Origin of the sequence: Maribellus sp. CM-23, from assembly GCF_021354595.1 — a bacterium.
Classification (GTDB): Bacteria; Bacteroidota; Bacteroidia; order Bacteroidales; family Prolixibacteraceae; genus Draconibacterium.
In genome coordinates this window covers 59,174-81,652 of sequence record NZ_JADWYJ010000006.1, presented here as the reverse complement: position 1 = coordinate 81,652, position 22,479 = coordinate 59,174, and the positions used below count along the sequence as shown (strand labels likewise).

The following is a 22,479-nucleotide window of genomic DNA, read 5'->3' as shown; positions in this document are numbered from 1 at the left end:
GGATCATGAAAAGGATAAAATTCATATTACTCATGATATTGAGCACGGTAGTGGCTCAACAATCAATGGCACAGTTCTCGTTAAGCGGCGAATTCAGACCCCGGACAGAATTGAGCCACGGTTATAAAACGCTGGCTTTCGAAGACCAGGATGCATCAACGATCACCACGCAGCGAACCCGTTTGAATTTCGGGTTCAAAAACGAATTCATCCAAACCGGCCTGGTTTTACAGGATGTAAGACTATGGGGAAATCAGCCCCAGCTGGTTTCCAACGAAGACTTTGCGACTTCGGTGCACGAAGCATGGGCGGAAGTATTTTTCACCCCGGAGTTCTCGCTAAAAGCCGGACGACAGGAGCTGGTGTACGACGATCACCGAATACTGGGTAATGTGGGTTGGGCGCAGCAGGCTCGCTCGCACGATGTGGCTTTGTTCAAACTAAAAAAGGATTTTGAACTTCACTTTGGGATTGCCCACCACGAAAACGGGAATTTAACAAATAACATTTACGAGGGACCCGATGCCTACAAAGACTTGCAATTTGCCTGGTTTCACCAAAAATGGGAGGTGACGCAACTAAGCCTGTTACTGCTCAACAACGGAGTACCGGTAATGGAAGATGGAGATCAGAAAACCAAATACAGCCAAACGCTCGGCGGTAGAGTTACTACTACGCTTGAGCCCGTTAAACTGGCAGCCAATCTCTATTACCAGGGAGGCAAACATGCTTCGGGAAAAGACATCAGCGCTTTAAACCTGCTGCTGGAAGCTTCGCTCGAACGTTTTACCCTGGGAGTTGAACATCTTTCAGGCACCTCGTACGACGATTCAAAATACAAGGCATTCACCCCGTTGTACGGAACCAATCACAAATTCAACGGTTTCATGGATTATTTCTATGTAAGTAATCACATCGGAAGTGTGGGTTTGAACGATGTTTACCTGAAATACGACTACAGTAACGACAAATGGGGATTTAACGCCCACCTGCACTATTTTGGGGCGGCCGCTGATCTTACACAGGATTTTGACCGCTACCTCGGTACCGAACTGGATTTGGCAGGAACCTGGAAAGTAAATCCTATGACAAAAATATCACTTGGCTTATCGACGCTTTTTGCAGGTGACAGTTTAGAACTACTCAAAGGCGGAGACAGTTCCGCCTTTCAATGCTGGGGTTACCTGATGCTTTCAGTAACTCCGCGCTTTATTAACTAACTCACATCATTCTATTTTAAACCAGCTGCGGCTGGACAAAACAAGGGGGAGAAATAAAGAACAGAGCACCAACAGCAAGGCCCGTCAAGGGCCTTGCGAATGTTCGCCGGCTACTAAACCGGAACAAAATTTTGTTGTTCTGAACATTCTCCCTTGATTTTCATTCTTTAAACATTGGCTGAAGAAACAGGCAGCCCAATAAAACCCGAGTGGCATGAAACGAACCCGCGTAATAAAATTATTCAAGAAACTTCACCGGTGGCCCGCTGTGGTCATCGCTTTTATTGCTGTTCTTTTTGCCATTTCCGGGATTGTAATGAACCACCGGGGCGTGTTTTCGGGCATCGATGTTTCGCGCAATATTTTGCCAGCCAATTACACCTACAACAACTGGAATCAGTCGGCCGTAAGAGGATCTGTAGAACTTGACTCATCAGCCCTTCTCATTTACGGCAATGTGGGAATATGGAAGAGTGACCCGGCACTTTTGGCTTTTGAAGACTTTAACGAAGGTTTCCCGAAAGGGATTGACAACCGGAAAATATATTCGTTAATTACCTTTCAGCAAAAGCTGTATGCGGGTACGCATTTGGGGCTGTATTATAGGGCGGTAGAAAATGGGAAATGGGAGAAAATTCAGCTGCCCGTAAAAAATGATCGCATTGCCGACCTCGCACTAAAAGGTGATTCCCTGCTTGTGCTTACCCGCGATTATTTGCTGGTGAGCACCGATGGAGTCAGTTTTCACTCCAACCAACTCCCGGCTCCAACCGACTATGTGCGAGAAACCGGTTTGTTCGATACTTTCTGGCAGCTTCACAGCGGCGAATTGTTTGGATTAACAGGCAAACTTATTGTTGATCTGCTGGGAATTATCACGATTGTATTATCCGTTACCGGGCTGCTGCATTTCTTTTTCCCGGGAATCATCCGCAGGCGGAAAAAGAAAGCAAAGCCTACAAAATCATATGTAAGTGTAAAAAAACAAAACCTGCACTGGCACAATGTGCTGGGTTATATTTTTGCGCTGTTTCTCCTGATTAACACCTTTGCCGGCATTCATTTGCGTCCGCCACTTTTGATTGCCATTGCCAACAAACAGGTAGGCATCATTCCGGGCACTCACCTCGACAGCCCCAATCCGTGGTTTGACAAACTCAGACGGGTATATTGGGACGAGCATAGAAAAAGATATCTTTTCTCCACTTCCGACGGTTTTTATTTTGCAGAGCCGACACTCCGCGCCCCACTGGTTCCGGCATTCAGCCAGCCTCCGGTGAGCGTGATGGGCTGCAATATACTGGAACCACTGAACCGGCACCAAATGCTGGTGGGATCGTTTAGCGGCCTATTTATCTGGAATGTTGAAACCGGCCGGGTATCCGACTTTTTCAGCGGTGCTCCCTACAAGGCTCCCACCGGCATGACCAGCCCGATTGGGGCCAACATGGCAGCCGGACTTGTAAAAAGTAAAAACCAGGCCTGGTGGTTCGATTACAACCAGGGGGCGATTGCGTTAAGCGGCAAAGCTTTCCCCGAAATGCCACAGCAAATTCGCAAAGATTCTCCGATGTCGTTATGGAATTTTTCGCAGGAAATTCACACCGGGCGAATTTTCGAGAGTATTCTGGGGCCTTTTTACATTCTTTTTGTTCCGCTCGCGGGTATTTGTTTGCTGATCGTATTAATCAGCGGCGTTATCGTTTGGTGGATGGTTTACCGCAAGAAACGTGGTTAAAATCCGCATCTGTTTTTTTTGGCGATTGCAAATCGCCGGTCCCGGTTCGTATAGTATTTTAACTGCAACTCACCACAAGCGGCAAGTGTTTGCCGCCAAATGCGTCCTGTTTAAAATTGGAGTAAAGATTGATTTCAGAAAAACCCGCCTCTGTTAATGCGAATAAAAAGTCTTGGCTTCTTAATGCCAGCAAGCGTGTTTCATTCCGGATGCCCAACGCTTTTTCTTTCAGCACCAGTTCGGTTTGGAAATCAAGAAAATCACTCTTTTCGTCGAGCCGGTAATTACGGATAAAAACAATGTTGTCGGTTTCAATACGGGGCAATGTTTTTACCTCGTCATCCAGAATATGATCGTAATTGAGAATCTGCAAAAGCAAAGTTCCGCCGGGCTTTAACACGGTCCGTGCTCCTTTTAGCATTTCAACCACCGCTGCCACTGAATTCAAATGCACCAGCGTGTTTCCGAAACAAATCACGGCATCAAAATGTGAAGGCTGAAAATCGGCCTCCAGCTTCAGCATATCTCCTTTTTGAAATTGCAGGTTTGGGTGCACCTTGTTTTGCCGGGCCTGCTCCAGCAGGTCTTCATTTAAATCAATGCCCGTAACCTGCGCGCCACCAAGCGCCAGGTTGTAAGCCAGCTCTCCGGTGGCACACCCGATATCCAAAATTGTCTTCCCCGGCAAACCATCCAGTTTCGCCTCTGCAAACGTTAGCTGCATGGGGTTATACGGAAAGATTTCGGAATAATATTTCGAAATAGAGGTATAAAAGATATTTTGCCTGTCAGCCAAAACGGTCAACTTTAGTTATCAATCTGGGACTGTACAACCATTTTAATTTCTTCGGCCGAGCGAACCCCCAGCCCGGTCCATTTTGCTTCCCCATCCTTAAACAACATCAAGGTGGGAATGCTGCGAATCTGGTACTTGGTCGCAATTTGCGGATTCCGGTCCACATCCACTTTAATGATCCGAACCTGTTCTTTCAGCTCTTCCTTTACCTGTTTCAGAATGGGCGGCATTTGCTTGCAAGGCCCGCACCATTCGGCAAAAAAATCGACTAAAACCGGCCGGCTCGAATTAATTATATGATTAAACTTCCCTATCATCCTTCTTTTCCTTTTTCTTCTTTACCCTTACCAGAAGATCGTTGATAAAGTCTCCTACCAGGTAACCAACGGCTGCTCCCCACAAGGTGCTCCAGTACCAAACCGATTTAATGGCACAAGTTCCGCTGGTGCACCCCACAAACTTCCAGTAAAGAAATCCACCGATAGCTCCCAGTACAAGAAAAATGAGCGCTATCTTTTTCTGTTTAATTATGTCCATAATTTGCTTTTCACCATCTAACAACAACACTAAAAGCTTTTGGTTTCAGCGCTTTCGATAGATAATTGATATCAGAAATAGATTTTTTTGAACCAGCCGTCTGCAGCCGTTGCTTATAAATTTGAAAAAGGAAAATCAGTTATTTATTTTTTTAGTGAATGCAGTCCGCACTCTTTGCCCGAGCCTTGCTCCCACCACCAGCGACCTGCACGGAAATCTTCGCCGGGCTGAATGGCCCTGGTACAAGGTTGGCACCCGATACTCACAAAGCCTTTGTCGTGCAGCAAGTTGTACGGAACATGATTCGCTTTTACATACTCAATGGTTTCTTCGAGGCTCCAGTTCATTAACGGATTGAACTTGATGATGGCATTCCCTCCGTCCCATTCAAAATCTGTCATATCGCTCCGGTTGTTCGATTGCGAAGCACGCAAACCGGTGATCCAGATTTCGTTTCCGGCCAGTGCACGTTTCAAAGGAATTACTTTGCGAATAAAACAGCACTCTTTGCGGTTTTCGAGCGACTCGTAAAAACTAAACGGCCCTTTCTCTGTCACCATCTCCTCCACTTCTTTTGTTGGCGGGAAATAAACATAAATGGGTTTCCGGTATTTTTCAAGCGTGCTGCGGTATACTTTATAGGTTTCGGGGAAAAGCCGGCCGGTATCGAGCGTAATCACTTTAATATCCAGATCGTTTTTGAAAATGATATCCGTGATCACCTGATCTTCGTAACCAAAGCTGGTGGTAAAAACCACTTTACCGGGGTGCTCCACTGCCAGAAACTGAAGTTTCTCCAGCATCGACTTTTCACTGTGTTGAGCGTTGTATTGTTCGGTTAATTGTTGTAGTTCCATATCTTAAAAATGTGCTTTATTGTAATTCGTAATTTTAGCTGCAAGCTGCGAGCCTCTAGCCACTAGCCACTAGCCGCGAGTTTCTTTTCTGAACACTGCTCACTGAATACTATCCTTCAGTCCCTCAATCTCTGAACACTGAATACTGTACACTGCGACTGAATACTCAATCCTTCAATCTTTTTCAATCACTTCCCCTCAATCCTTCAGTCCTTCAATCCTTCAGTCCCTCAGCTACTCCACGTACAAAACCAGGCCTTTCAGGTATTCGCTCTCGGGGTGGTAAATATCGATCGGGTGATCGGCCGGTTGCGTTATCTGGTGCAGAATACGCACCTTTCTTCCGGCAATGGCCGCTGCTGAAAAAACAGCCTCCCGAAAACGATCTTTGGTCACCACCTGCGAACACGAGAACGTAAATAAAACACCGCCGCTGCGGATCTGTTCAAAAGCGCGCGTGTTAATGCGTTTGTACCCTTTCAATGCCTGTGGCAAGGCATTCTGATGCTTGGCAAAAGCCGGAGGATCGAGAATGATCAGGTCGTATTTATCCTGAATGTCTTTCAAATATTCAAAACCATCGGCTACAAACGCTTCGTGGCGCGCATCGCCCGGGAAGTTCAGCTCCACGTTTTCGCGGGTCAGCTCAATGGCTTTCCCCGAAGCATCCACCGAATGTACCAGGTTGGCGCCGCCTTTCATGGCGTAAAACGAAAAACCACCGGTGTAACAAAACATATTCAGCACATCGCGGCCTTTTGAGTAGGCTTGTACCAGTTTGCGGTTTTCGCGCTGGTCCACAAAAAATCCGGTCTTCTGCCCTTCTTCCCAATCTACTTTGAATTTCAGTCCGTACTCCAACACTTCACTCGCGCTTTCGTCCCCCCAAAGGTAACCGTCTTCCGATTTCACCTCGGCTTTAAAAGGCAGCGTTTTACTGCTTTTGTTGTACACCGCTTTCAGGCGATCGCCCAACACTTCCTGCAAGGCTTTTACCAACTCTTCGCGAATCAGGTACATCCCGATCGAGTGCATCTGCAACACTGCCGTTCCGTTGTAGAAATCCACTACCAGGCCCGGCATTCCGTCGCCCTCGCCGTGCAAGAGGCGAAAAACATTGGTCCCGGGATCATCGGCCAGGCCAAGTCTTTTCCGCAGGTTCCAGGCACTTTCAATTTTGCCTTTCCAGAATTCGGAATCCAGCTCGGTTTCTTTAAACGATACAATCCGAACCGCAATCGATCCGATCTGGTAATGGCCTATTCCCAGAAACTCGTTGTTGTTGGAAACTATTTTTACCGGGTCGCCCTCGGCCGGAGAGCCCTGTATTTTTTTGATAGCTCCGGAAAACACCCACGGGTGAAAGCGGAGCAAAGACTGATCTTTTCCTGATTTCAGGACAATTTTCACCAATTTGCCTGGCATAGATTAATTGTTTGAGAAATTTTCGAAAATCACCAATGCTGCCCAGGCATCGGTAGCTGCATAAATTTGCTGCGCTTCTGTCAGCTCGGGCGCTTCCCAGTTTGAAAGCTGCTGCCCTTTTGATATACGAAAGCCACAGGCAATGGCGGTCAGTTTTTTCAGGCTGAAATTCTGGATACCCATACCTTTGGCCTGCTCCTGCAGTTCAACAAAACCGGCTGGTTCAAAGGCGGTAATATCCTGCAAACCTTTGATATCGTCGCGTATGGCCACCCCGGGTTTAATAATGTTTTTGTCCGATAAGATCGAACGCAATTCGTCGGACAAGCCCACGCGGTTAATGCGGATCAGGTAAGCCGTTGTTCTGGTAGAAAGCTGCAACAAAGCCACTTTATTGCCCACGCCTTTTTTAAACGAAGGCTTGGTTTCGGTATCAAAACCAATAATCCGGTGCTTTGCCAGTTCTTCTACTGCCTGTTGCAACTTGCGGTCTGTATCGACCAACACAATCCTGCCTTCGAACCATTTCAATGGCATTTCGGTCAGTTCTTCGTTGCTAATACTCTCTTTAAACATCTAAATCATCTTCTTCGTTGGTGCCCCAGAAATTATCGAGCCACTTTGGGTTTCCCTTTCCCGGAGCAGGTTCATCGTTTTCTTCTTCCGAAAAATCGGTGTTGTTGACCAACAGCATGTGAACGGCACGAAGTACATTCACCAGTTGCTGTCCCCAGAATTCCTTAAAATGAAAAATACATTCGGCCAGGCTGTCGTTCATTACCTCTTCGTTGCCAATGCTGTACGAAGTGATAAAATCTTTCAGGTCCTGGTAAATATCCACCAGGTTTTCGGATATACTGGCGGTTACGGTTTCTTCGCCAAACTGAATATTCGGATCAAAAACCTCGTAATAACTATCGTTTCGGTGTAGCAGCTGCAACCATTTCTGGTGCACTGTATTGTAATCAAGTTCTGAAACAAATTTTTCCAGCTCCTCGTCCATCACCGGTTCCACCTCCGGAAGCACCGCGGCTTTCAGGTACAGCAAAGGCAGAATTTTCTGCAGTTTACTTACATTTTCCTGAGGAGTGTGGCGCGCCACGTTTTCGATGGTAGCACAATATTCGTTGGCTACGGTTACAAATTCCACCACATTTTTTGAATACACTAACGGATGGATGCCAGAATCGCTCATTTTTCCCTTTTAAAAACTGCTGCAAAAGTAGTAAAGATTTTTAATACGAAGAGCTTGATTGGCTGACGGATTGATTTTGAGGCAAAGAGCAGTGCGCAGGGATTGAAGGACAGATGGACTGAAGGGTTGAAGGACTGAGGGATTGATGAGATTGAATTTTCGACCACCAATATTCAATGACCTGTTACTCGTAGCTCGTGGCTAATGACTTGCGGCTTGTAGCTAATAGCTTGTAGCTTATTCCCGCATTTAAGCATTGTAGTTGAAACTGTCAAAATTGCAAAATAAGCTTTTTGAATCGTGAGCTACGAGCCACGAGCTGCAAGCAAAATACAGAAGAAGCATCACAGCAACACGGCATCACGGCAACACAGCCACTCTGAACTCTGAACTCTGAACTCTGAACACTGAACTAGCTACCAGTCATTGCTAAACGGTTAAATGGCTATTTTGCCCTCAGAGCCCCAACATCACCCCTCCGAAGTATTACTTTGGGCTTCAGAGAAACTAAATTCAGCCTCGGAAGAACTAATTTGAACCTCAGAGCCTCAAACGAGAGCCTTTTTGCCTCGAATTTTAACAATTGAGCCTCAAGCTTGAACCTTTTTGCTCAAATTTTTAACAATTGAGGCCCGCGCTTGAGCCTTTTTGCCCCGGTTTTTAACAAAAAAGGCTAAAATTAGTTTCTCCGAGGCTCAACGTTGAGGCTCGGAGGCCCAAACGGAGGCCTCTGAAGTACCCCTCCCCACTTCCGAAGTACCCCTAAACTGAAAACTACTCTATAACATATCGGCCGCTGTACTACCAATAGTCTTTATGTTTATTTTAGAGCACGAAAAACAATCATTACCCAATACATTGAAAATTCCGCTTGCCAATACAAAACACAAATACGACTGGCTTTATTGGAGCAAAGCCAAAGATATCAACAACTTAAAACAATAGCAACTAATAAAATGTATAGCACAGTGTGATATACAGATACGTTATGCTGCATTTAAAACTAATACGCTGCAATAAACTTCTATTGAACAAATTTTAAATAGTATATTCACAAAAAACAAAAGTACATACCAGTAACTTAATTCAACTATGTTTAATTGGGAACAAATAAAATCAAAGATCAAGAGTAATTCATTTCAATCATTTACGAATGGAATCCCACAGCTGACTGAAGAACAAATTGATAAAAGTATAGAACTTTTCAAGAAATTAGTTCTTCATAATGTGGGAAATATAAACCTTAATGGACTTGCAAAACAATTATTCCCCGCATTGCAAACAAGCTATGTTTCAAATTTTTCAGACCATGGAGCATTGCGAGTAATTGCAGACTCCTTGGAACCATTTTTAAAAAAAGCATCAATTGTTGGCTTGGGCAAAACGGTTCAAGAAGTTGAAAATAAAACGTTGATTCCCATACTTAAAGATTTAGGCATAAACTCTGCCTTAACAGCTCAGGTAAATAGAAATGATTATCCTAACTTATCAATTGAGAACCTTGATTCCTTTCGAAATCAGCGTGATTACTTGTATGAGATTTGTAGTTCTTATTTAATCAGAAATAAAGTTCATGTGTCGCCAGACTTAAGTGACTTGCAAATATTAACTTATTTAAATGACTTAATGGTAGTTTATCTATTTGTTGTACACAAGTTCTCTACACAGATTGAAAACTTACCAGTTCCGCAAATAAACTCAAAGATTTCTAATGAGGTTTTAAATGGTCAAGAAAACAAAATGTTATTTGACTTTATTAGCTTTGGTAATTCAACTACAGAAATAAAAAGCCAAGTGTTAGATGCGTTTATTTTACACTACTTAATTGCAAATGGCGTTACCTTAATTGATAAACTAAAGGAAGAATCTGATAGTTATTTCGGGAAAATACTTAGTTGTAATTTTTATAAGCGAAAGGTTGAAAACTTGAGGCAAAAAGGCAAAGTTGAATTTGCAGATAGTACAAATAATTCAATTAAGCTATCAGTTAAGGAAAGTGAAAGACTTTCAATTGTTCAAGCTGATTTTAATGAAAATAAGGAGCTTTTCCTATTGTACTTCAAAGATATTATTGATAATTATGAAATTGAAGAACATTTTGATTCTATATTGGAATTGCTTACAGATTTCTTCGTGAATAACTTCAACATTGATATTAAAGAAGTATATGAGTCGGAGATTGACAAAACAGAAAATGTAATACTAGATGAATTCCTTACCTATCTAAAAGAAATATTATCAAATGAAGAAAAGGCAATTTCTTTACTAAAGGATTTGTTTAAACTATGTGAGCAAAGTGATTTTGTTATTCGAGTAAGTGCAAGTAAAGTTCTAGGTAAATTAACTAATCCCGAATATTTCCAAAACTATATTCGACAGCAAAAAAGAATAGTATATATTGATACTCAACTTGTTCTTCATGCTCTTTGTACTGGGTATGTCAATAAAGCTAGTTATGAAAATGGTTATTACCAGATAATTGACGAATTACTTGAATACTCAAAAGAGCATCCAAATATTGAACTCAAATTTTCAAGATTATACTTGTCTGAAGTTGCATATCAATTAAAGTTGGCAATTTTATTAGTTCCATTTGAAGATATGGCAACAAGTCATCTATCAAACAATGTTTTCTTTTTATTCTACAAGCATTTAAAGGAAAACTCACTTTTAGAAGAAGACGATGATTCGTTTGGTGCTTTTCTAGAAAACTGGTTATACATAAATGAAGATGATGCTCTTCATTCTGAAAGTGATAAGATTATTTCTTCTAGTATTGCTGACATATTAAATGACGCCTTACAAATTGATGTAGTCACTTTGCCTTATTATGAGAATAGAGATGCTGCTGTAACAATTCTTGAAGAAACGATAAGAGATAATTCTTTGTCGCCAAAATCATACCACATTCTTGCAAACGATGCATTAATGGTTTGTCACTTGTCAAACCAAGAGGAACATCAATCGGAACCATTCTTTTTAACTTGGGATAGGACATTTACTTACTTTAGAAAGGCTTTTAAATCCAAGTTTAAACGTAGAGAAGCCATTTCATGGCACTTGTTTAATCCATCAAAGTTTCTTAATCATATGTCGCTTATTGACTTTAAAATTGAACCAAAAACAATCACTAGCGAGTATTTATCTATCATTGATGGAATTGGAATGAAAGAAAAAACAAGAACCATTTATGATAACATGATTAGGTTTCTTGATATCAAGGACATATCAAAAAAACAACGAAAAAAATACATCGAATTAACCTCGACAATATTTAATGAGAAAGAGTTTAGCTACGAAGTCAAATTACCAGAAGAAGAAATAACAAATAAGATATCCAAATCATTTGAAGACGTTCTTGATAATATCAATACGTTTCTTCATGATTCGACATCGAATTATAGTATAGACATGTACCGAAAAATGTTGCTTAATGAAGATTATTTTATTCAAGTAGTGGATATAGTCAAAAATGAAATAATACAAGCCATACAGGGTAAATCAAATAATACATTGAAAGACGACCTTGTTGCAATAATTAAAGACTATGAGAAAAAAATAAAAACGCAGCATAACATTTTATAAATGTCATAGCCGTTGGAGTCACTATTCTGGCTATGTAACCCGCATCAGCTTTATCTCGGTTTGACAGTAATGTAGTCCGCAATCGGCTACGCCACTTACAATTTTCTGTCAGAGTGTCTAAAAACCTTTTTATATGAGGGTATTATTCGGATAGTGAAATCTCAACGACTTAATTTTACTTTTTAGATAGACTGCCGTTAACGGTAAGATTAACACAATAAATTGAATGAAGTAATTTTAAGTAATTAACAGAAAATCGACTACATGTGATTTGTGTCAGAAAACTCTTTATTCAAACAATATTATGTAACTTCTTAGACTTTAAAAAGGAATGATTTGTAAGATGTAATGATACCTCAATCTAATTCACATTGAAGAAAATATTACACATAAATGAAAATCAAAAAATAGGAGAAAATATGTCTAAAAAAGTAATTATGGTTCCTGTAAAGGAAGATGTAAATGAGTTAAATAGGAAAATTAAAGAAACTGCAAAAAAAATTGAAAGTTCTGTTGCAACGGATTTAACACCTGATAATATAACTGATTTGATTTCTGCTTTTAACATTAAAAAATATATAGCTAAGCTAGCTGATAATCTCAAGTTTGATAATAATGACATTAATATTGAAGAATTAATTGAATTTTTAAAATTACCAGAAACAGTTGTTTTGAAAAATGTAACAGATGATCGTATTAAAGATGCAATAGACAATATTAAAGATAACGAAAGTGCTATTGGTTGGTTTGTTCAGTCTGGCGATTTAAAATCAATAAATCCAAAGTCAAATGACCGTCTTGATGCCTTTTTGGCAGATGAAGTTCTTTCTCACATTTTGGGAAAGAGAAGTGAAGGATTATTTGGGGAGAATGAAATTAAGAACTTTGATTCTTCGCATCAGGTAAGTTTAGGTGTGGCGCAACTTCCGTTTAGAGACAGATATAGAAGAGCCTATATTATTGATGGCGATAGAGGAACAAAGTATGGGCCAGTACGTTTAGATTCGGAATCTAGTGCTCTTCTAAAAGATATAGAGATTCTTAAGGCTCATGCACAAGAGTCCTTTGCTGTTCCGACTACTGGAATTACTAGACCAGGACATGAACAATGGCTAGGCGTTGATTATCCAACATCACCTTCTTATAAAAAACACGTTGAAATTGAACGAGAAAAAAATGAAAAAGTGGAACGTGAAGAAGCCGAAAAGGAAAAACGAGAGCGTGAGAAACAAGAAGAAAAAGAGCAGGAGAAAGAAAGAATAAAAGAAGAAGAGAGCAGAACAGGTTCATATATTCCAGGTTCAGCGGCAGATCCAGAACAAGTACGAGCTCGAATCTTAGCAAATAATTTATTTAAAAAAGTAATATGGGAACGCAATAAAGGGAAAACACTGGAAGATTTAGAACAAGAAAGAATACATTTGATGCTAATGGCAATTTTATCTGAAGCAGCTGAAGGAAAAAATGAGGATCCAACAGGGTGCGGGACTGTTCCAATTAAATTCCCAAGAAGTCCATCATTAATATTCCCTAATCTACCAATTGGTCCTTTACCCCAGAATTTCCTTAATCCAGAAAATTTGCCGTTAAATCTTATAGGGATTGATCAATCAAAATAAGAATAAACACTTTATTTATTATGAATAAATCTTTATGTAGCTCTTTTATAAAAGTTATAAATAATTCTGGTGGATTTGTATGAAAAGGTATAAATCTTGAAAATCCAACCGATAACATTTTTTAAAAATAATGGCACAGCGATGTAAAAAATATCAACGTCTATAATCCGCTAAAATGGCGTAACGGTTCGAAAGGAAAGAAGCCCGTAATCTGTCACTACTCATGCAATTTAACATTCGCAGTGCTTGCAAAAACAAACCCATAAAAAGCAAATGATAGAGAAACAAAACAAAATTCCCGACGATTCAATTCTGAAGAATGACGAGAAATCATTCCATTATGTTGATAGCTTTCAAAGTCAGCAATTAACTATCGGACCAGAAAAAAATGTAATTAGTATCGGAAAATTATTTTTAACCAGTGGTCCCGGGTGGGCTGACCGTTTAATGTCGATTAGAGACAAAGCAGTTGGCGTGTTTGGATTGAAAACCACAGCACAACTGACTGCTGAAGCCAAGAATCCTGATAATTTAAAGTTTCAGGAGGGAGAACAACTCGGCATTTTTAAACTGTACGCAAAAACCGGGAATGAACTTGTGTTAGGCGATGACGACAAACACCTTAACTTCAGAGTTTCATTATTACTTGACGGCAAAAAGAAGATAATGATAACAACGGCGGTTGAATACAAAAATATCTTTGGGAGAATTTACTTTTTACCCGTTAAGCCCATTCATCAGCTTATAGTAAAAGGGACATTACAAGAAATTATCAGAAAGTTGGAAAATGAAACCAATGAAAACATGCAAACAACGAACCACCGTTGAAATCAAAAAAAATGAGTGAAGTGACAACGAAATATTTTGTTGACAGAAAAGATTGGAGAAAATGGCTCGAAACGAACTTTGAGACCGAGGATGATATTTGGTTGGAATATCCGTTAAAGCAGACCGGCCGAAAGCGAATCCTTTACAACGACGCCGTTGAAGAAGCTTTGTGTTTTGGGTGGATCGACAGCACTGTTAAATCACTAAACAAAGAGACCACGATTCAAAGGTTCTGTAAACGAAGAAAAAACTCGTCGATCTCGCAACCAAACATTGAACGCTTAAAATGGCTCTTTGAAAACGGCTTGATTCACAACTCAATTCGAAACGAGGTTGTAAAAATAATTCAACAAGAATTCATTTTTCCCGAAGACATAATAGCCCGGTTAAAATCAGAGAAAGCTGTTTGGGAAAACTACCAAAACTTTTCAGAACCTTATAAACGGATCAGGATTGCATACATTGACAGAGCACGGAAAAGGCCTGAAGAATTTGAAAAACGCCTGAACAATTTCATAGCCAAAACCAAAGAGAACAAGATGATAAAAGGATTTGGCGGAGTTGAAAAATACTATTAAAAAACAACTGCTACCAACTTTTTGAAAATTGCATTGTGAAGTCGTGTCTCGGGCGCCCGATACCGCCCTACCACATGCAAGTGACCGTTGCACGTAAGCAGACAACCTCATGGAATTAAGAAACTTATAAGAATAAAAATGACTCACTGATTCAATCTAACTTTTACTAATGAATGATGACTTTTTCGGTTGTCATCTCATTCCCTTGTAAAATGTGAACAAAATAGATTCCGCCGTTAAAATTTCCGGTTAAGATTTCAAGTGTATTAATACCCGTATTCAGGCTTTTGGTATATTGCGACACTTTGCTTCCGCAAGAATCCAAAACCTTAACCGTAACCAATTTTGGCCTTTCGGAATCGACCTCCAGTTTAATACTATTTCCCAACCGAACAGGATTAGGATAAAGTCTGATGTTTTTTCCAGGGCCGGTTTTCATCTCGTCTACTCCGGTAATTAATGAGCCATAAGCCCTAAATTCAGTAATATGAACACCAATGTTGGCCGAGTTATATGTCATATTCACTTTCAGGTACCTGCTGCGCAGATCCTTAAATCTAAAGTTTTTTCCTTCTGATGTAGCATAAGTATTGTTTGCATCATAATCAACAACTTTTGTCCAGTCTTCATTATCTACTGAAGACTCAATGTTGAATCGGTAAATTCGTTGGCCATGAAAATAGTTTACCACATTTATCCGTGAGATGCTATACTCCGATTCCAGGTCAACCATCCACCATTCACCGTGCGGATTTGCCCCCCACCAGGTTTCCAGACTACCGTCCACTGCCATGAAGCTCTCATTGTTCGATTCGAAACTGGACGAGGAGCTTGGCTTGTTTAAAGCAATGTTTTCGTTTTCAACATTAAATGGATTCAGGTACCGGTAGTATTGTCTTTCGAGTAAGAGATTGTTTTGTGCTCCCCATCCGCTTCTGAATAATAAGTCGGTCACTCCTGAACAGGTTGCACTCCAGGCACCAAAATTATTTAATAAATTATTTCCGGAAACATTTTTGCCTTCTACGGCACTTGATTGCGATTTATACATATACAGGGTATAAAAATCAGATTCGCGGGCAATTTCGAAAAATATTTTTGATGTATATAATCTGTCTGAATGAATACCTGGATTAATCTCCAGACTATCATCAATCATATGAAAATTTATCAGGTCGTCGCTATTTGCAACGGTTCCGATCATTTCCTTTAAGGTTGCTTTTAAATCTTCAACAGATGTATAGGTGCTGCTTTTGTCAATGGCTTCAATGCTGTCTATTTCCGATTTATACAGCTTTTGTATCGAACTGTTACTGTGTACCGGATATCCTTCTCCATCATGTTTTGCATCGGGAAGCCGTAAAAAAAACATCGTTCCGTTTCGGTAAGAACTGCAGTTTATGTTGTGATTGTTGATTTTTATGATTTTAGAATCCATATTGGCGCCAATTCCGCTGCCGGATGCAAAGGTGTTCGACATATGTCTGACGCCTCTCTTACTGCCTTCTTCCTTTGCCAGATACAAGTTATTGCTGATCCCGTTTCCTTCGTCTCCCGAAGTTAAATGGATGAAAATAGTTTTCTCTCCGTTCTGTTTCAAACTTTGATAGGCGTTGGGATTCATAAATAGCTGCCAATCGTACGGATGAGCACATACAAATACACTTACATCTTGCGCATAAGCTCTCATCGTTGCACATGAGATTATAAGTATAAAAATGCATCTATCGTATTTTAACGTTTTTGAAAGTAATGACATTATTCAATATTAAAATCGTATGTATAATATCTGCTGCTGGCAAAGACAATAAGTGAATTATAACCAACAGGAAATTTTTCTGTGGGTATTTCAAGCACTGTTTCCTGAGAACAGCTATCAAATGAATTGTTATAAATGGTTTGTCCGTCTAATCCAAATATCGTCAGCTCAATATCCTGGGTTACTTTTTCTAACGACAGAACTAAATCCTGCCCCTTTTGGACTGTCTTTTTCTCAAAGCTAATTGAAGGTTTTGTCTCTTCGGAGTCAATAATGTCTGATTTAGTTTGAGTTTTTAACCGGAAATATTGTTTATCAACCCATGAATTATGGGTATTATCCCATGTGCTGTTATGAAACATATCTGCAAGACCTGATGTGGTTGCGCCCCATGTTCCGACTGTAATTTGGTAATCGTTGCCATCCAAATTGGCAGGTCTTTGCCTGGTTATGTACATCTGGTATAGCCGCACTTCAGCATTTTCAATATCATCGGCTACTTCCTGAAGTATTAACGAAGTGTGACGATGGTCATTATGATCACCCGGATTTATTGAAACATCCGTGTCAGGTACGTTTATCGTTATTTTTTCAGCCTTTTTTGATTTTAGCAGAATTAGTTGTTTAATCGTTTCTTTCAAATCACCCAATGAGCTATAGCTGGTGCTTCCATCAATCGCTGATATTGTTTGTATTTCGTTAATATAGAACCTCATCAGGCTTTCATAATTGGTACCCGCATAGCCTCTGCCTCCACCTCCGTCCGGTAATCTCATAAAAACTGAAATAATATTTTTATAGGAATAGCACCTCAGCAGGTGATTGTTAACCAATAAATATTTCTCTTTAACATTTTCAAAATTGCTTGTTTGGGTTACGTTAATTATAAAACGCATACCCCTTAAGCTTCCTTCTTCTCTTGCCAGTGTATAATTGTTATTCCCCATGCCAGAACCGGCATCACCAGCTGTTGTGTGCAGAATAATGACTGTGTCTTTGTCGTCGAGTATGCTGTAGCTGATATTGGGATTATAAAACAATTGCCAGTCGTCGGGGTGTGGCGAAACGTAAACACTTGTATTTTGGGCTATACAGTTAATGTTTATTATTATCAGTGAAAATATAAAGAGAATTAATTTCGTCATTTTATAGTCCTGCTTTTCTTTTCAAAGTTCTATCTCACACTCTATTTTCAAGGGCGCGATTTAAGCGATGAAACGGATGTTTCTATTAACTGAAGAGTGATTATTGAGAATAAAAACCACTTTTTCGTTTAGGTATTCTTATGGTTTACTCAAAACAAACAACAGGTTTAATGAAAGAGGCTGCCTGAAGCAGACAACCTCTTTTCCTGTAAATACTTATTTGGAAGCTTATTCTTTCCCGATGATTGACAATTCCAATAGATTCAAATTGTTTCCCGAATCCGAGTTTTTCAAAACCCTGATTCTCATGTACTGGTACTTTTCAGTTGCCCCAATATAAGCGATCCTGGTATCTGTTCCTTTCCAGCCTGTCCAGTCAACTGTTTTTATCTTGGCCCATCCAGCTTCTACAGCTTTTGTTTCCCATTCGTCAGAATACCTGTCTACACCAACTTCGTTTTCGGTATTCGATACCCAAACTTCAAAGACTTCAGGATTTTTCACGTAACGTTGACGAGGAACAATCTCAAGACCATCAATCAATAAAGATTTGCCAAAATTTACACTAATAAGAAGCGGTGTAGGGACTGCAGCTTTCGTGTGGTATCCCGGTTCTGCCAAGCTACCATTCCACAGATTTTCTGTTCCCCAGCCCGATACAACTTCCCAGTTTTCATCTGAAAGTGAAACTTTAGTCCAACCAGATTTCGTGTCTTCCAGTTTTGTTGCATCCGACTGAATAACCTTGATTTCTTTGGTAAAATCAGGACCAGTTTTTCCCACTACATTAACAGTGATTGTTGCTGTCCGCGAACCGGAAACATTTTCTTCAATGGAAACCTGTATGTTTCCTGATTCATTATCTGCTGTAATTGTACACCAGGATTGATCAGACACAGAAGCAAAGGTTTCCCCTTCGTATACTTTAACCGGAATATTGAAGTCTTCTGCATACCCGTATTTGTTGACAATCGAATCTACAATTATCGGATCAGGCAAAACTATGGGATCTGTTTCACTGAAATTACCTGCATATATTGAGTCTATATCGCTTTGCTCCAAATGATACATAGTTTTAAATTTTACTTTTGTACCACTTTTAAAATCAGGCAAATCAGGATCAAGCCCAATAATTTTTAATTTTTCTACCTCTCCGTTAAACTTCACTGTACTCTGCGTGCCTTCGTTTGTGGTGTACTCTGCCAACAATCCAACTGCATTGTTTCTGTGAGTAAAGTTGAGAAACTGACCATCGAATCCAGCTGATCCCTGGTTTAGTATCCCCGTTGCATAATCATCTCCGTAAATCAGAACCGTAGATTCTGTTTTACGAGATTTATTTCCCTGTTGATCGAAATTTACAAAAGTCAGAGTAGTGTAACCTTCTATCTTTTGGGACTCAAAACCTTCAACGATTACCTCATATCTGCCGTTATCTGCATTAAAATACGATGCATCGTATGAAAAAACGACAGAGTCGTTGAAATTATTCCAGTAAATCCGAAATTCTTTTCTGTTCACGTCAATTGAGGGAAATACCGAAGCCTTCACCCTGTAATATCCTGAGAAACAAGACAAGCTATCAATTTTACCGGCATAAATCGGAGAACCTTCCCGTAAGTACTTTTCATGCATTTCATTGACATCTTCGCATGCCATAAATGCTGAAATGATTATTATAAATATTAATATTCTTTTCATCTTTTTCATTTTTAATCCAACGAGTTATATACTTTCCTGTTAAATTATTTAAGGTATAGACACATTTATTTTTGTTGGAATAACTTGCCTGTACTTATAATACAATAGTATATTAACCAGTCTGTTAATATATTATTCTGGGGCTCCATAAACCTCTAATTCTCCTGTTGCACCACCACCTACTGCACTGGTCCATGCTTCATAAACTTCAAGCCTCAGAAAACGCACAGGATATGTTACTTGGATAGAAAGATCATGTTCCCAGCCCATATTCCAGGTTTTATAATCTGAATCTGTTACATCATGAGCAATTTTCCCGTCAAGAGGAGCAGGTACCGTAAAATCGTGCGCCACTTCCCAGTTTGAATCCGGCCCCCAATTCTTCGCTTCCTCTTCCGTCAAATCTGGTGTCACCCAAATTCTCCATTTTCTTGGAGCCGATTCATTGTAAACATATTGCTTATTCTTGAGCCCGTAAAGTTTATATCTACTCAATTTGGAAGGTTGTTGAAGATCTATGGTAACAAATGCACTTTTCTTATTTTTAAATGCTTCTTCACCACCAAGGTTATTCACATCGTGTGCTACAGCCCAATAGGCATCCGGGTTTGTGTTCCATTTTCCGTCCCACAATTTATACGATGCCCTGTCGCCCCAGTTAGGACCATCCCACGTTAAGGTTGGATCCTGAGCGGCCAATGTTGCACTATGCACGCTTATACCTTTAAATGGGAAAATACCTGTTGCAACTGGTTGCAGATACCGTTCGTAAATAGGAGTTTTTATCAAGAATATGGTATCGGTCTGATTCCCAAAAATATCCTTAAACTGGAATCCAAACTGGGTTGGAATTGAATCGTAGCCGCCAATAATTTCTCCGCGGATTTTATAATCAGGACGTATAAGCTTGGTATCTTCGGAGAAAACCTCTGTTAAAACGGAATCACCTCCAAATTCGGTAACACCTACACTATATACCTTTACAATTGTAGCAGCCAGTGTTGGATTATCCCACCGAAGTCGAACTCCACCGAACGTTTCTTCTACAAGCATTGTCTTTACTGCAACATCGATAGAAGCAGCCAGGGGCTTTACCTGCACAAAGGTTGGAGCCGACTCTTTTCCACTGTTGTTACCGACTACTAACTCAACTTCCACTGTTTTGGATGTGTCTCTTAAGCCCTGCACATACAATGAATTGTCATACCTTGAAGCTTTTGTTTCAACGGTTTTACCGTTTCTTAGATAACTAGCTTTAACATATAACAGATCATCCACTCCTTTGGGTAATTCAAATTCGATTTTAGCGCCACCACTTATATTGGTAACATTAGTACTTTGCAAAGCAGGTGGCACTTCCGGGTTCTTTACATAAGGTTCCGGAGCCAGATAATCGTTACAGCCAGTAAACAGGACCACTGTCACCAATATCAGTATCACGATATTGGAAAATATTTTCGTATTTATTTTTATACTTTTCATTGCTTATATCTTTCAATTTTCATGGTACTATTACCAACCCGGATTTTGCACAAGGTTAGGATTTTTAACCAGTGAAGTTTCACTAAGTGGCATTAGATAGTTTTTAAATGAATATGAAGGTCTTTGCTTAATAACTAAATTATAGTAATCAGCAACTGTTTCTCCCCAGACATTCCATGCCTTAACGGGAGTATTCATATTGATCAATGCAGTCCTCCAGCGCCTTGTGTCCCAGAAACGCCCTCCTTCAAAAGCTAATTCATTAAGGCGTTCTTGTCTGATTATTTCGCGTAATCCAATCTGGTTGTCATAGTCAGTGAAGTTAGTATGGTTATCCCATGCTTCTTTTACCGGAAGAATACCGGATCTTGCACGTACCTCATCTAAGATTGGCAGTATTTCCTGATGATCTACGCCTATTTCATTCAAACATTCAGCATAAAGTAATTTCAAGTCTGTTAATCGGATAATCGGGAATGCATAAGGTGTAACCTGGTAGCCTGTTCCCGTTACCGGACTTAAGAAGGTATTATTAATCCCACAAACTTTCTTACAGTAATATCCTGTCATACCAATGGATCGAACACCGATAGCACCACTAACCTCAGATGCCCGACCTTCAAGATGTCTAAATTCAGCTTCTTCAAAACCAAGGCCTTCCCAATAACCACGGTCAAAACAAATGCTGGAATAAAACCGATGTGAACGGTTTAGATTAATCTGGGCAGTAACCTGTCCTTCAACAGCTTCTGTTTTATTTTCAGGGGCAACCCTAACCGCTGTAAACCTATTGTTGTACCAACCATTGTTAATCCAGTCATTATCAACATTTATCGGAACTCCATTTGCTGAATAGAATTGCTCAACGATGTGCAAGGGAGGAGCTTGCCGTTGTCCAACACCTTTTCCGTGTGGTGTCACCCCCGGATAAAAAGCCTGGGCAAAGGTCTGCAAAGTGGCAGAACCTCCGTCTTCATATTTTGCCCAAATAATTTCTTCATTCCAATGAGTTACCACTGCTTCCCTAACGGCCAGACGGTAAATTGTTTCCTGGCTGGGTGTTTTACCCTTGATTTCGCTACCATCGGAATAGTGCAACTTAAAATAATTGCTTTCAGCCGATTCCAGGGCAACCTCTAGAGCATCAGCTGCCAGTTGCCATTTGTTTTTATCGTAATTGATGGCAAACAGTTGTTTCCCCCTGTTATCGACCACACTAAAATCGGTATTACCATTAAAAAGCGGACTTGCAGACCATACCAGCGTTTGAGCTTTTATTGCCAAAGCTATTGTTTTAGTTATCCTGCCAGCTTCTGTTGCCAGATTTAGATGAGCATGGTCCTTTAAATCAGGCAGTGCATTATCAATCGTGGTGGTTATATAGTTTACAACATCATCAATCGATTCCCGGTGTATTTTAAACTCGTTGATACCGGCATTCGTTGAAACAGCTTTATCAACAATTGGGATAGGTCCGTACAAGGTGAACAAATAGTAGTGATAATATGCCTTTAATACGCTAACCTCAGCTATCCACTGCTTACGTTCGATTTCTTCCATATTTGGAGGTCCGCCTGCTTCCAGAGGCATGTGTTCAAGAAAAACATTACAATGCCTGATTGCATCCCACAACGAGCTTGCACCGTTTCCACCATCCCAGTAATTCATAAATGGAGAGCCTGAAGTATTGGTACCACCATAGCCATAAAGATAAGGAAGGGGAAAACTTCCCATTGCGGTAAACTGAATATCATCAGTTGTATAGAATATTTCATCACATCCCAACAATGGTAAACTTGTATATAAATTACCATTCCTTGGCATATATGAATAACAGGTCATTAAATATTTTTCCGATTCGTTCCGGTCCATAAAAGCATCCTTTATCTCAGGACTATCACCCGGATAAATATCCAAATAATCATTACATGAAACAAAACCAAAGGTTATCAGGATTAATAATGCAATGGTTGTCTTCATATTTTTTAAAAGTCTCATTCTCTTCATGTTTTAA

Annotated in this window: 18 protein-coding genes; 6 read left to right on the top strand and 12 right to left on the bottom strand. The window is 40.1% G+C overall.

The genetic code is table 11. The annotated features are described in order from the left end of the window. The first annotated feature begins 5 nt into the window (after window positions 1-5). Together INQ51_RS19055 and INQ51_RS19050 are read left to right on the top strand one after the other, a co-directional pair. Complete coding sequence (locus INQ51_RS19055) at window positions 6-1,220, top strand: alginate export family protein (RefSeq protein ID WP_233379545.1); 1,215 nt, start codon at window positions 6-8, stop codon at window positions 1,218-1,220. A 214-nt stretch (window positions 1,221-1,434) separates the two neighbouring features. Continuing rightward, on the top strand, window positions 1,435-2,958 hold the full coding sequence (locus INQ51_RS19050) for a PepSY-associated TM helix domain-containing protein (RefSeq protein ID WP_233379544.1): 1,524 nt from the start codon (window positions 1,435-1,437) through the stop codon (window positions 2,956-2,958). A 58-nt stretch (window positions 2,959-3,016) separates the two neighbouring features. Here INQ51_RS19050 and INQ51_RS19045 read toward each other — a convergent pair whose 3' ends face one another. From INQ51_RS19045 to INQ51_RS19015, 7 genes are all read right to left on the bottom strand, one after another. Further along, window positions 3,017-3,754 (bottom strand): class I SAM-dependent methyltransferase, encoded by a 738-nt coding sequence (locus tag INQ51_RS19045; protein ID WP_233379543.1) that lies wholly within the window; start codon window positions 3,752-3,754, stop codon window positions 3,017-3,019. A gap of 11 nt (window positions 3,755-3,765) precedes the next feature. Then, entirely contained in the window at window positions 3,766-4,071 is a 306-nt protein-coding gene (trxA, locus tag INQ51_RS19040; RefSeq protein ID WP_233379542.1) for a thioredoxin, read from the bottom strand. Then, on the bottom strand, window positions 4,055-4,291 hold the full coding sequence (locus INQ51_RS19035) for a DUF6132 family protein (RefSeq protein ID WP_233379541.1): 237 nt from the start codon (window positions 4,289-4,291) through the stop codon (window positions 4,055-4,057). Before INQ51_RS19035 ends, trxA begins: the two co-directional genes overlap by 17 nt. A 143-nt stretch (window positions 4,292-4,434) precedes the next feature. Further along, window positions 4,435-5,148 carry a phosphoadenylyl-sulfate reductase gene (locus INQ51_RS19030; protein WP_233379540.1) on the bottom strand — a complete coding sequence of 238 codons (714 nt, stop codon included), beginning with the start codon at window positions 5,146-5,148 and terminating at the stop codon, window positions 4,435-4,437. 234 nt (window positions 5,149-5,382) lie between these two features. Beyond that, window positions 5,383-6,573, bottom strand: coding sequence for a class I SAM-dependent rRNA methyltransferase (locus tag INQ51_RS19025; RefSeq protein ID WP_233379539.1), 1,191 nt, complete (start codon window positions 6,571-6,573; stop codon window positions 5,383-5,385). 3 nt (window positions 6,574-6,576) lie between these two features. After that, entirely contained in the window at window positions 6,577-7,149 is a 573-nt protein-coding gene (locus tag INQ51_RS19020) for a 3'-5' exonuclease (protein ID WP_233379538.1), read from the bottom strand. Further along, window positions 7,142-7,768, bottom strand: coding sequence for a DUF5063 domain-containing protein (locus INQ51_RS19015; RefSeq protein WP_233379537.1), 627 nt, complete (start codon window positions 7,766-7,768; stop codon window positions 7,142-7,144). Before INQ51_RS19015 ends, INQ51_RS19020 begins: the two co-directional genes overlap by 8 nt. A 1,092-nt stretch (window positions 7,769-8,860) precedes the next feature. Between INQ51_RS19015 and INQ51_RS19010 the strand changes: the two genes are divergently transcribed. From INQ51_RS19010 to INQ51_RS18995, 4 genes are all read left to right on the top strand, one after another. Continuing rightward, a complete protein-coding gene (locus INQ51_RS19010) occupies window positions 8,861-11,353 on the top strand; it encodes a hypothetical protein (protein ID WP_233379536.1) in 2,493 nt (830 codons plus the stop codon). Window positions 11,354-11,724: 371 nt separating this feature from the next. Then, a complete protein-coding gene (locus INQ51_RS19005) occupies window positions 11,725-12,972 on the top strand; it encodes a hypothetical protein (protein ID WP_233379535.1) in 1,248 nt (415 codons plus the stop codon). A 246-nt stretch (window positions 12,973-13,218) separates the two neighbouring features. Further along, the gene (locus INQ51_RS19000) at window positions 13,219-13,800 is read left to right on the top strand and encodes a DUF2867 domain-containing protein (RefSeq protein ID WP_233379534.1); all 582 of its coding nucleotides are present in this window, start codon (window positions 13,219-13,221) and stop codon (window positions 13,798-13,800) included. Between the two features lie 11 nt (window positions 13,801-13,811). Continuing rightward, complete coding sequence (locus INQ51_RS18995; protein WP_233379533.1) at window positions 13,812-14,378, top strand: YdeI/OmpD-associated family protein; 567 nt, start codon at window positions 13,812-13,814, stop codon at window positions 14,376-14,378. Between the two features lie 166 nt (window positions 14,379-14,544). On the opposite strand, the gene INQ51_RS18990 is transcribed toward INQ51_RS18995, so the two are convergent. From INQ51_RS18990 to INQ51_RS18970, 5 genes are all read right to left on the bottom strand, one after another. Beyond that, entirely contained in the window at window positions 14,545-16,068 is a 1,524-nt protein-coding gene (locus INQ51_RS18990; RefSeq protein ID WP_233379532.1) for a discoidin domain-containing protein, read from the bottom strand. A 68-nt stretch (window positions 16,069-16,136) separates the two neighbouring features. After that, window positions 16,137-17,282, bottom strand: a complete 1,146-nt coding sequence (locus INQ51_RS18985; protein WP_233379531.1) for a hypothetical protein — start codon at window positions 17,280-17,282, stop codon at window positions 16,137-16,139. Window positions 17,283-17,510: 228 nt separating this feature from the next. Beyond that, complete coding sequence (locus INQ51_RS18980) at window positions 17,511-18,983, bottom strand: DUF4998 domain-containing protein (RefSeq protein WP_233379530.1); 1,473 nt, start codon at window positions 18,981-18,983, stop codon at window positions 17,511-17,513. Window positions 18,984-19,115: 132 nt separating this feature from the next. Further along, window positions 19,116-20,465: a DUF4959 domain-containing protein gene (locus INQ51_RS18975; protein ID WP_233379529.1), complete on the bottom strand. Its 1,350-nt coding sequence runs from the start codon at window positions 20,463-20,465 to the stop codon at window positions 19,116-19,118. A gap of 30 nt (window positions 20,466-20,495) precedes the next feature. After that, a complete protein-coding gene (locus tag INQ51_RS18970; RefSeq protein WP_233379528.1) occupies window positions 20,496-22,463 on the bottom strand; it encodes a RagB/SusD family nutrient uptake outer membrane protein in 1,968 nt (655 codons plus the stop codon). Between the last annotated feature and the right edge of the window lie 16 nt (window positions 22,464-22,479).

Coding starts and splice junctions, on each gene's coding strand:
- INQ51_RS18970 (WP_233379528.1), bottom strand. CDS start 22,463: ATGAGACTTTTAAAAAATATGAAGACAACCATTGCATTATTAATCCTG.
- INQ51_RS18985 (WP_233379531.1), bottom strand. CDS start 17,282: ATGACGAAATTAATTCTCTTTATATTTTCACTGATAATAATAAACATT.
- INQ51_RS19020 (WP_233379538.1), bottom strand. CDS start 7,149: ATGTTTAAAGAGAGTATTAGCAACGAAGAACTGACCGAAATGCCATTG.
- INQ51_RS19030 (WP_233379540.1), bottom strand. CDS start 5,148: ATGGAACTACAACAATTAACCGAACAATACAACGCTCAACACAGTGAA.
- INQ51_RS19035 (WP_233379541.1), bottom strand. CDS start 4,291: ATGGACATAATTAAACAGAAAAAGATAGCGCTCATTTTTCTTGTACTG.
- INQ51_RS19010 (WP_233379536.1), top strand. CDS start 8,861: ATGTTTAATTGGGAACAAATAAAATCAAAGATCAAGAGTAATTCATTT.
- INQ51_RS19025 (WP_233379539.1), bottom strand. CDS start 6,573: ATGCCAGGCAAATTGGTGAAAATTGTCCTGAAATCAGGAAAAGATCAG.
- INQ51_RS19015 (WP_233379537.1), bottom strand. CDS start 7,768: ATGAGCGATTCTGGCATCCATCCGTTAGTGTATTCAAAAAATGTGGTG.
- INQ51_RS18980 (WP_233379530.1), bottom strand. CDS start 18,983: ATGAAAAGAATATTAATATTTATAATAATCATTTCAGCATTTATGGCA.
- INQ51_RS19055 (WP_233379545.1), top strand. CDS start 6: ATGAAAAGGATAAAATTCATATTACTCATGATATTGAGCACGGTAGTG.
- INQ51_RS19050 (WP_233379544.1), top strand. CDS start 1,435: ATGAAACGAACCCGCGTAATAAAATTATTCAAGAAACTTCACCGGTGG.
- INQ51_RS18975 (WP_233379529.1), bottom strand. CDS start 20,465: ATGAAAAGTATAAAAATAAATACGAAAATATTTTCCAATATCGTGATA.
- INQ51_RS18990 (WP_233379532.1), bottom strand. CDS start 16,068: ATGAGAGCTTATGCGCAAGATGTAAGTGTATTTGTATGTGCTCATCCG.
- INQ51_RS18995 (WP_233379533.1), top strand. CDS start 13,812: ATGAGTGAAGTGACAACGAAATATTTTGTTGACAGAAAAGATTGGAGA.
- trxA (WP_233379542.1), bottom strand. CDS start 4,071: ATGATAGGGAAGTTTAATCATATAATTAATTCGAGCCGGCCGGTTTTA.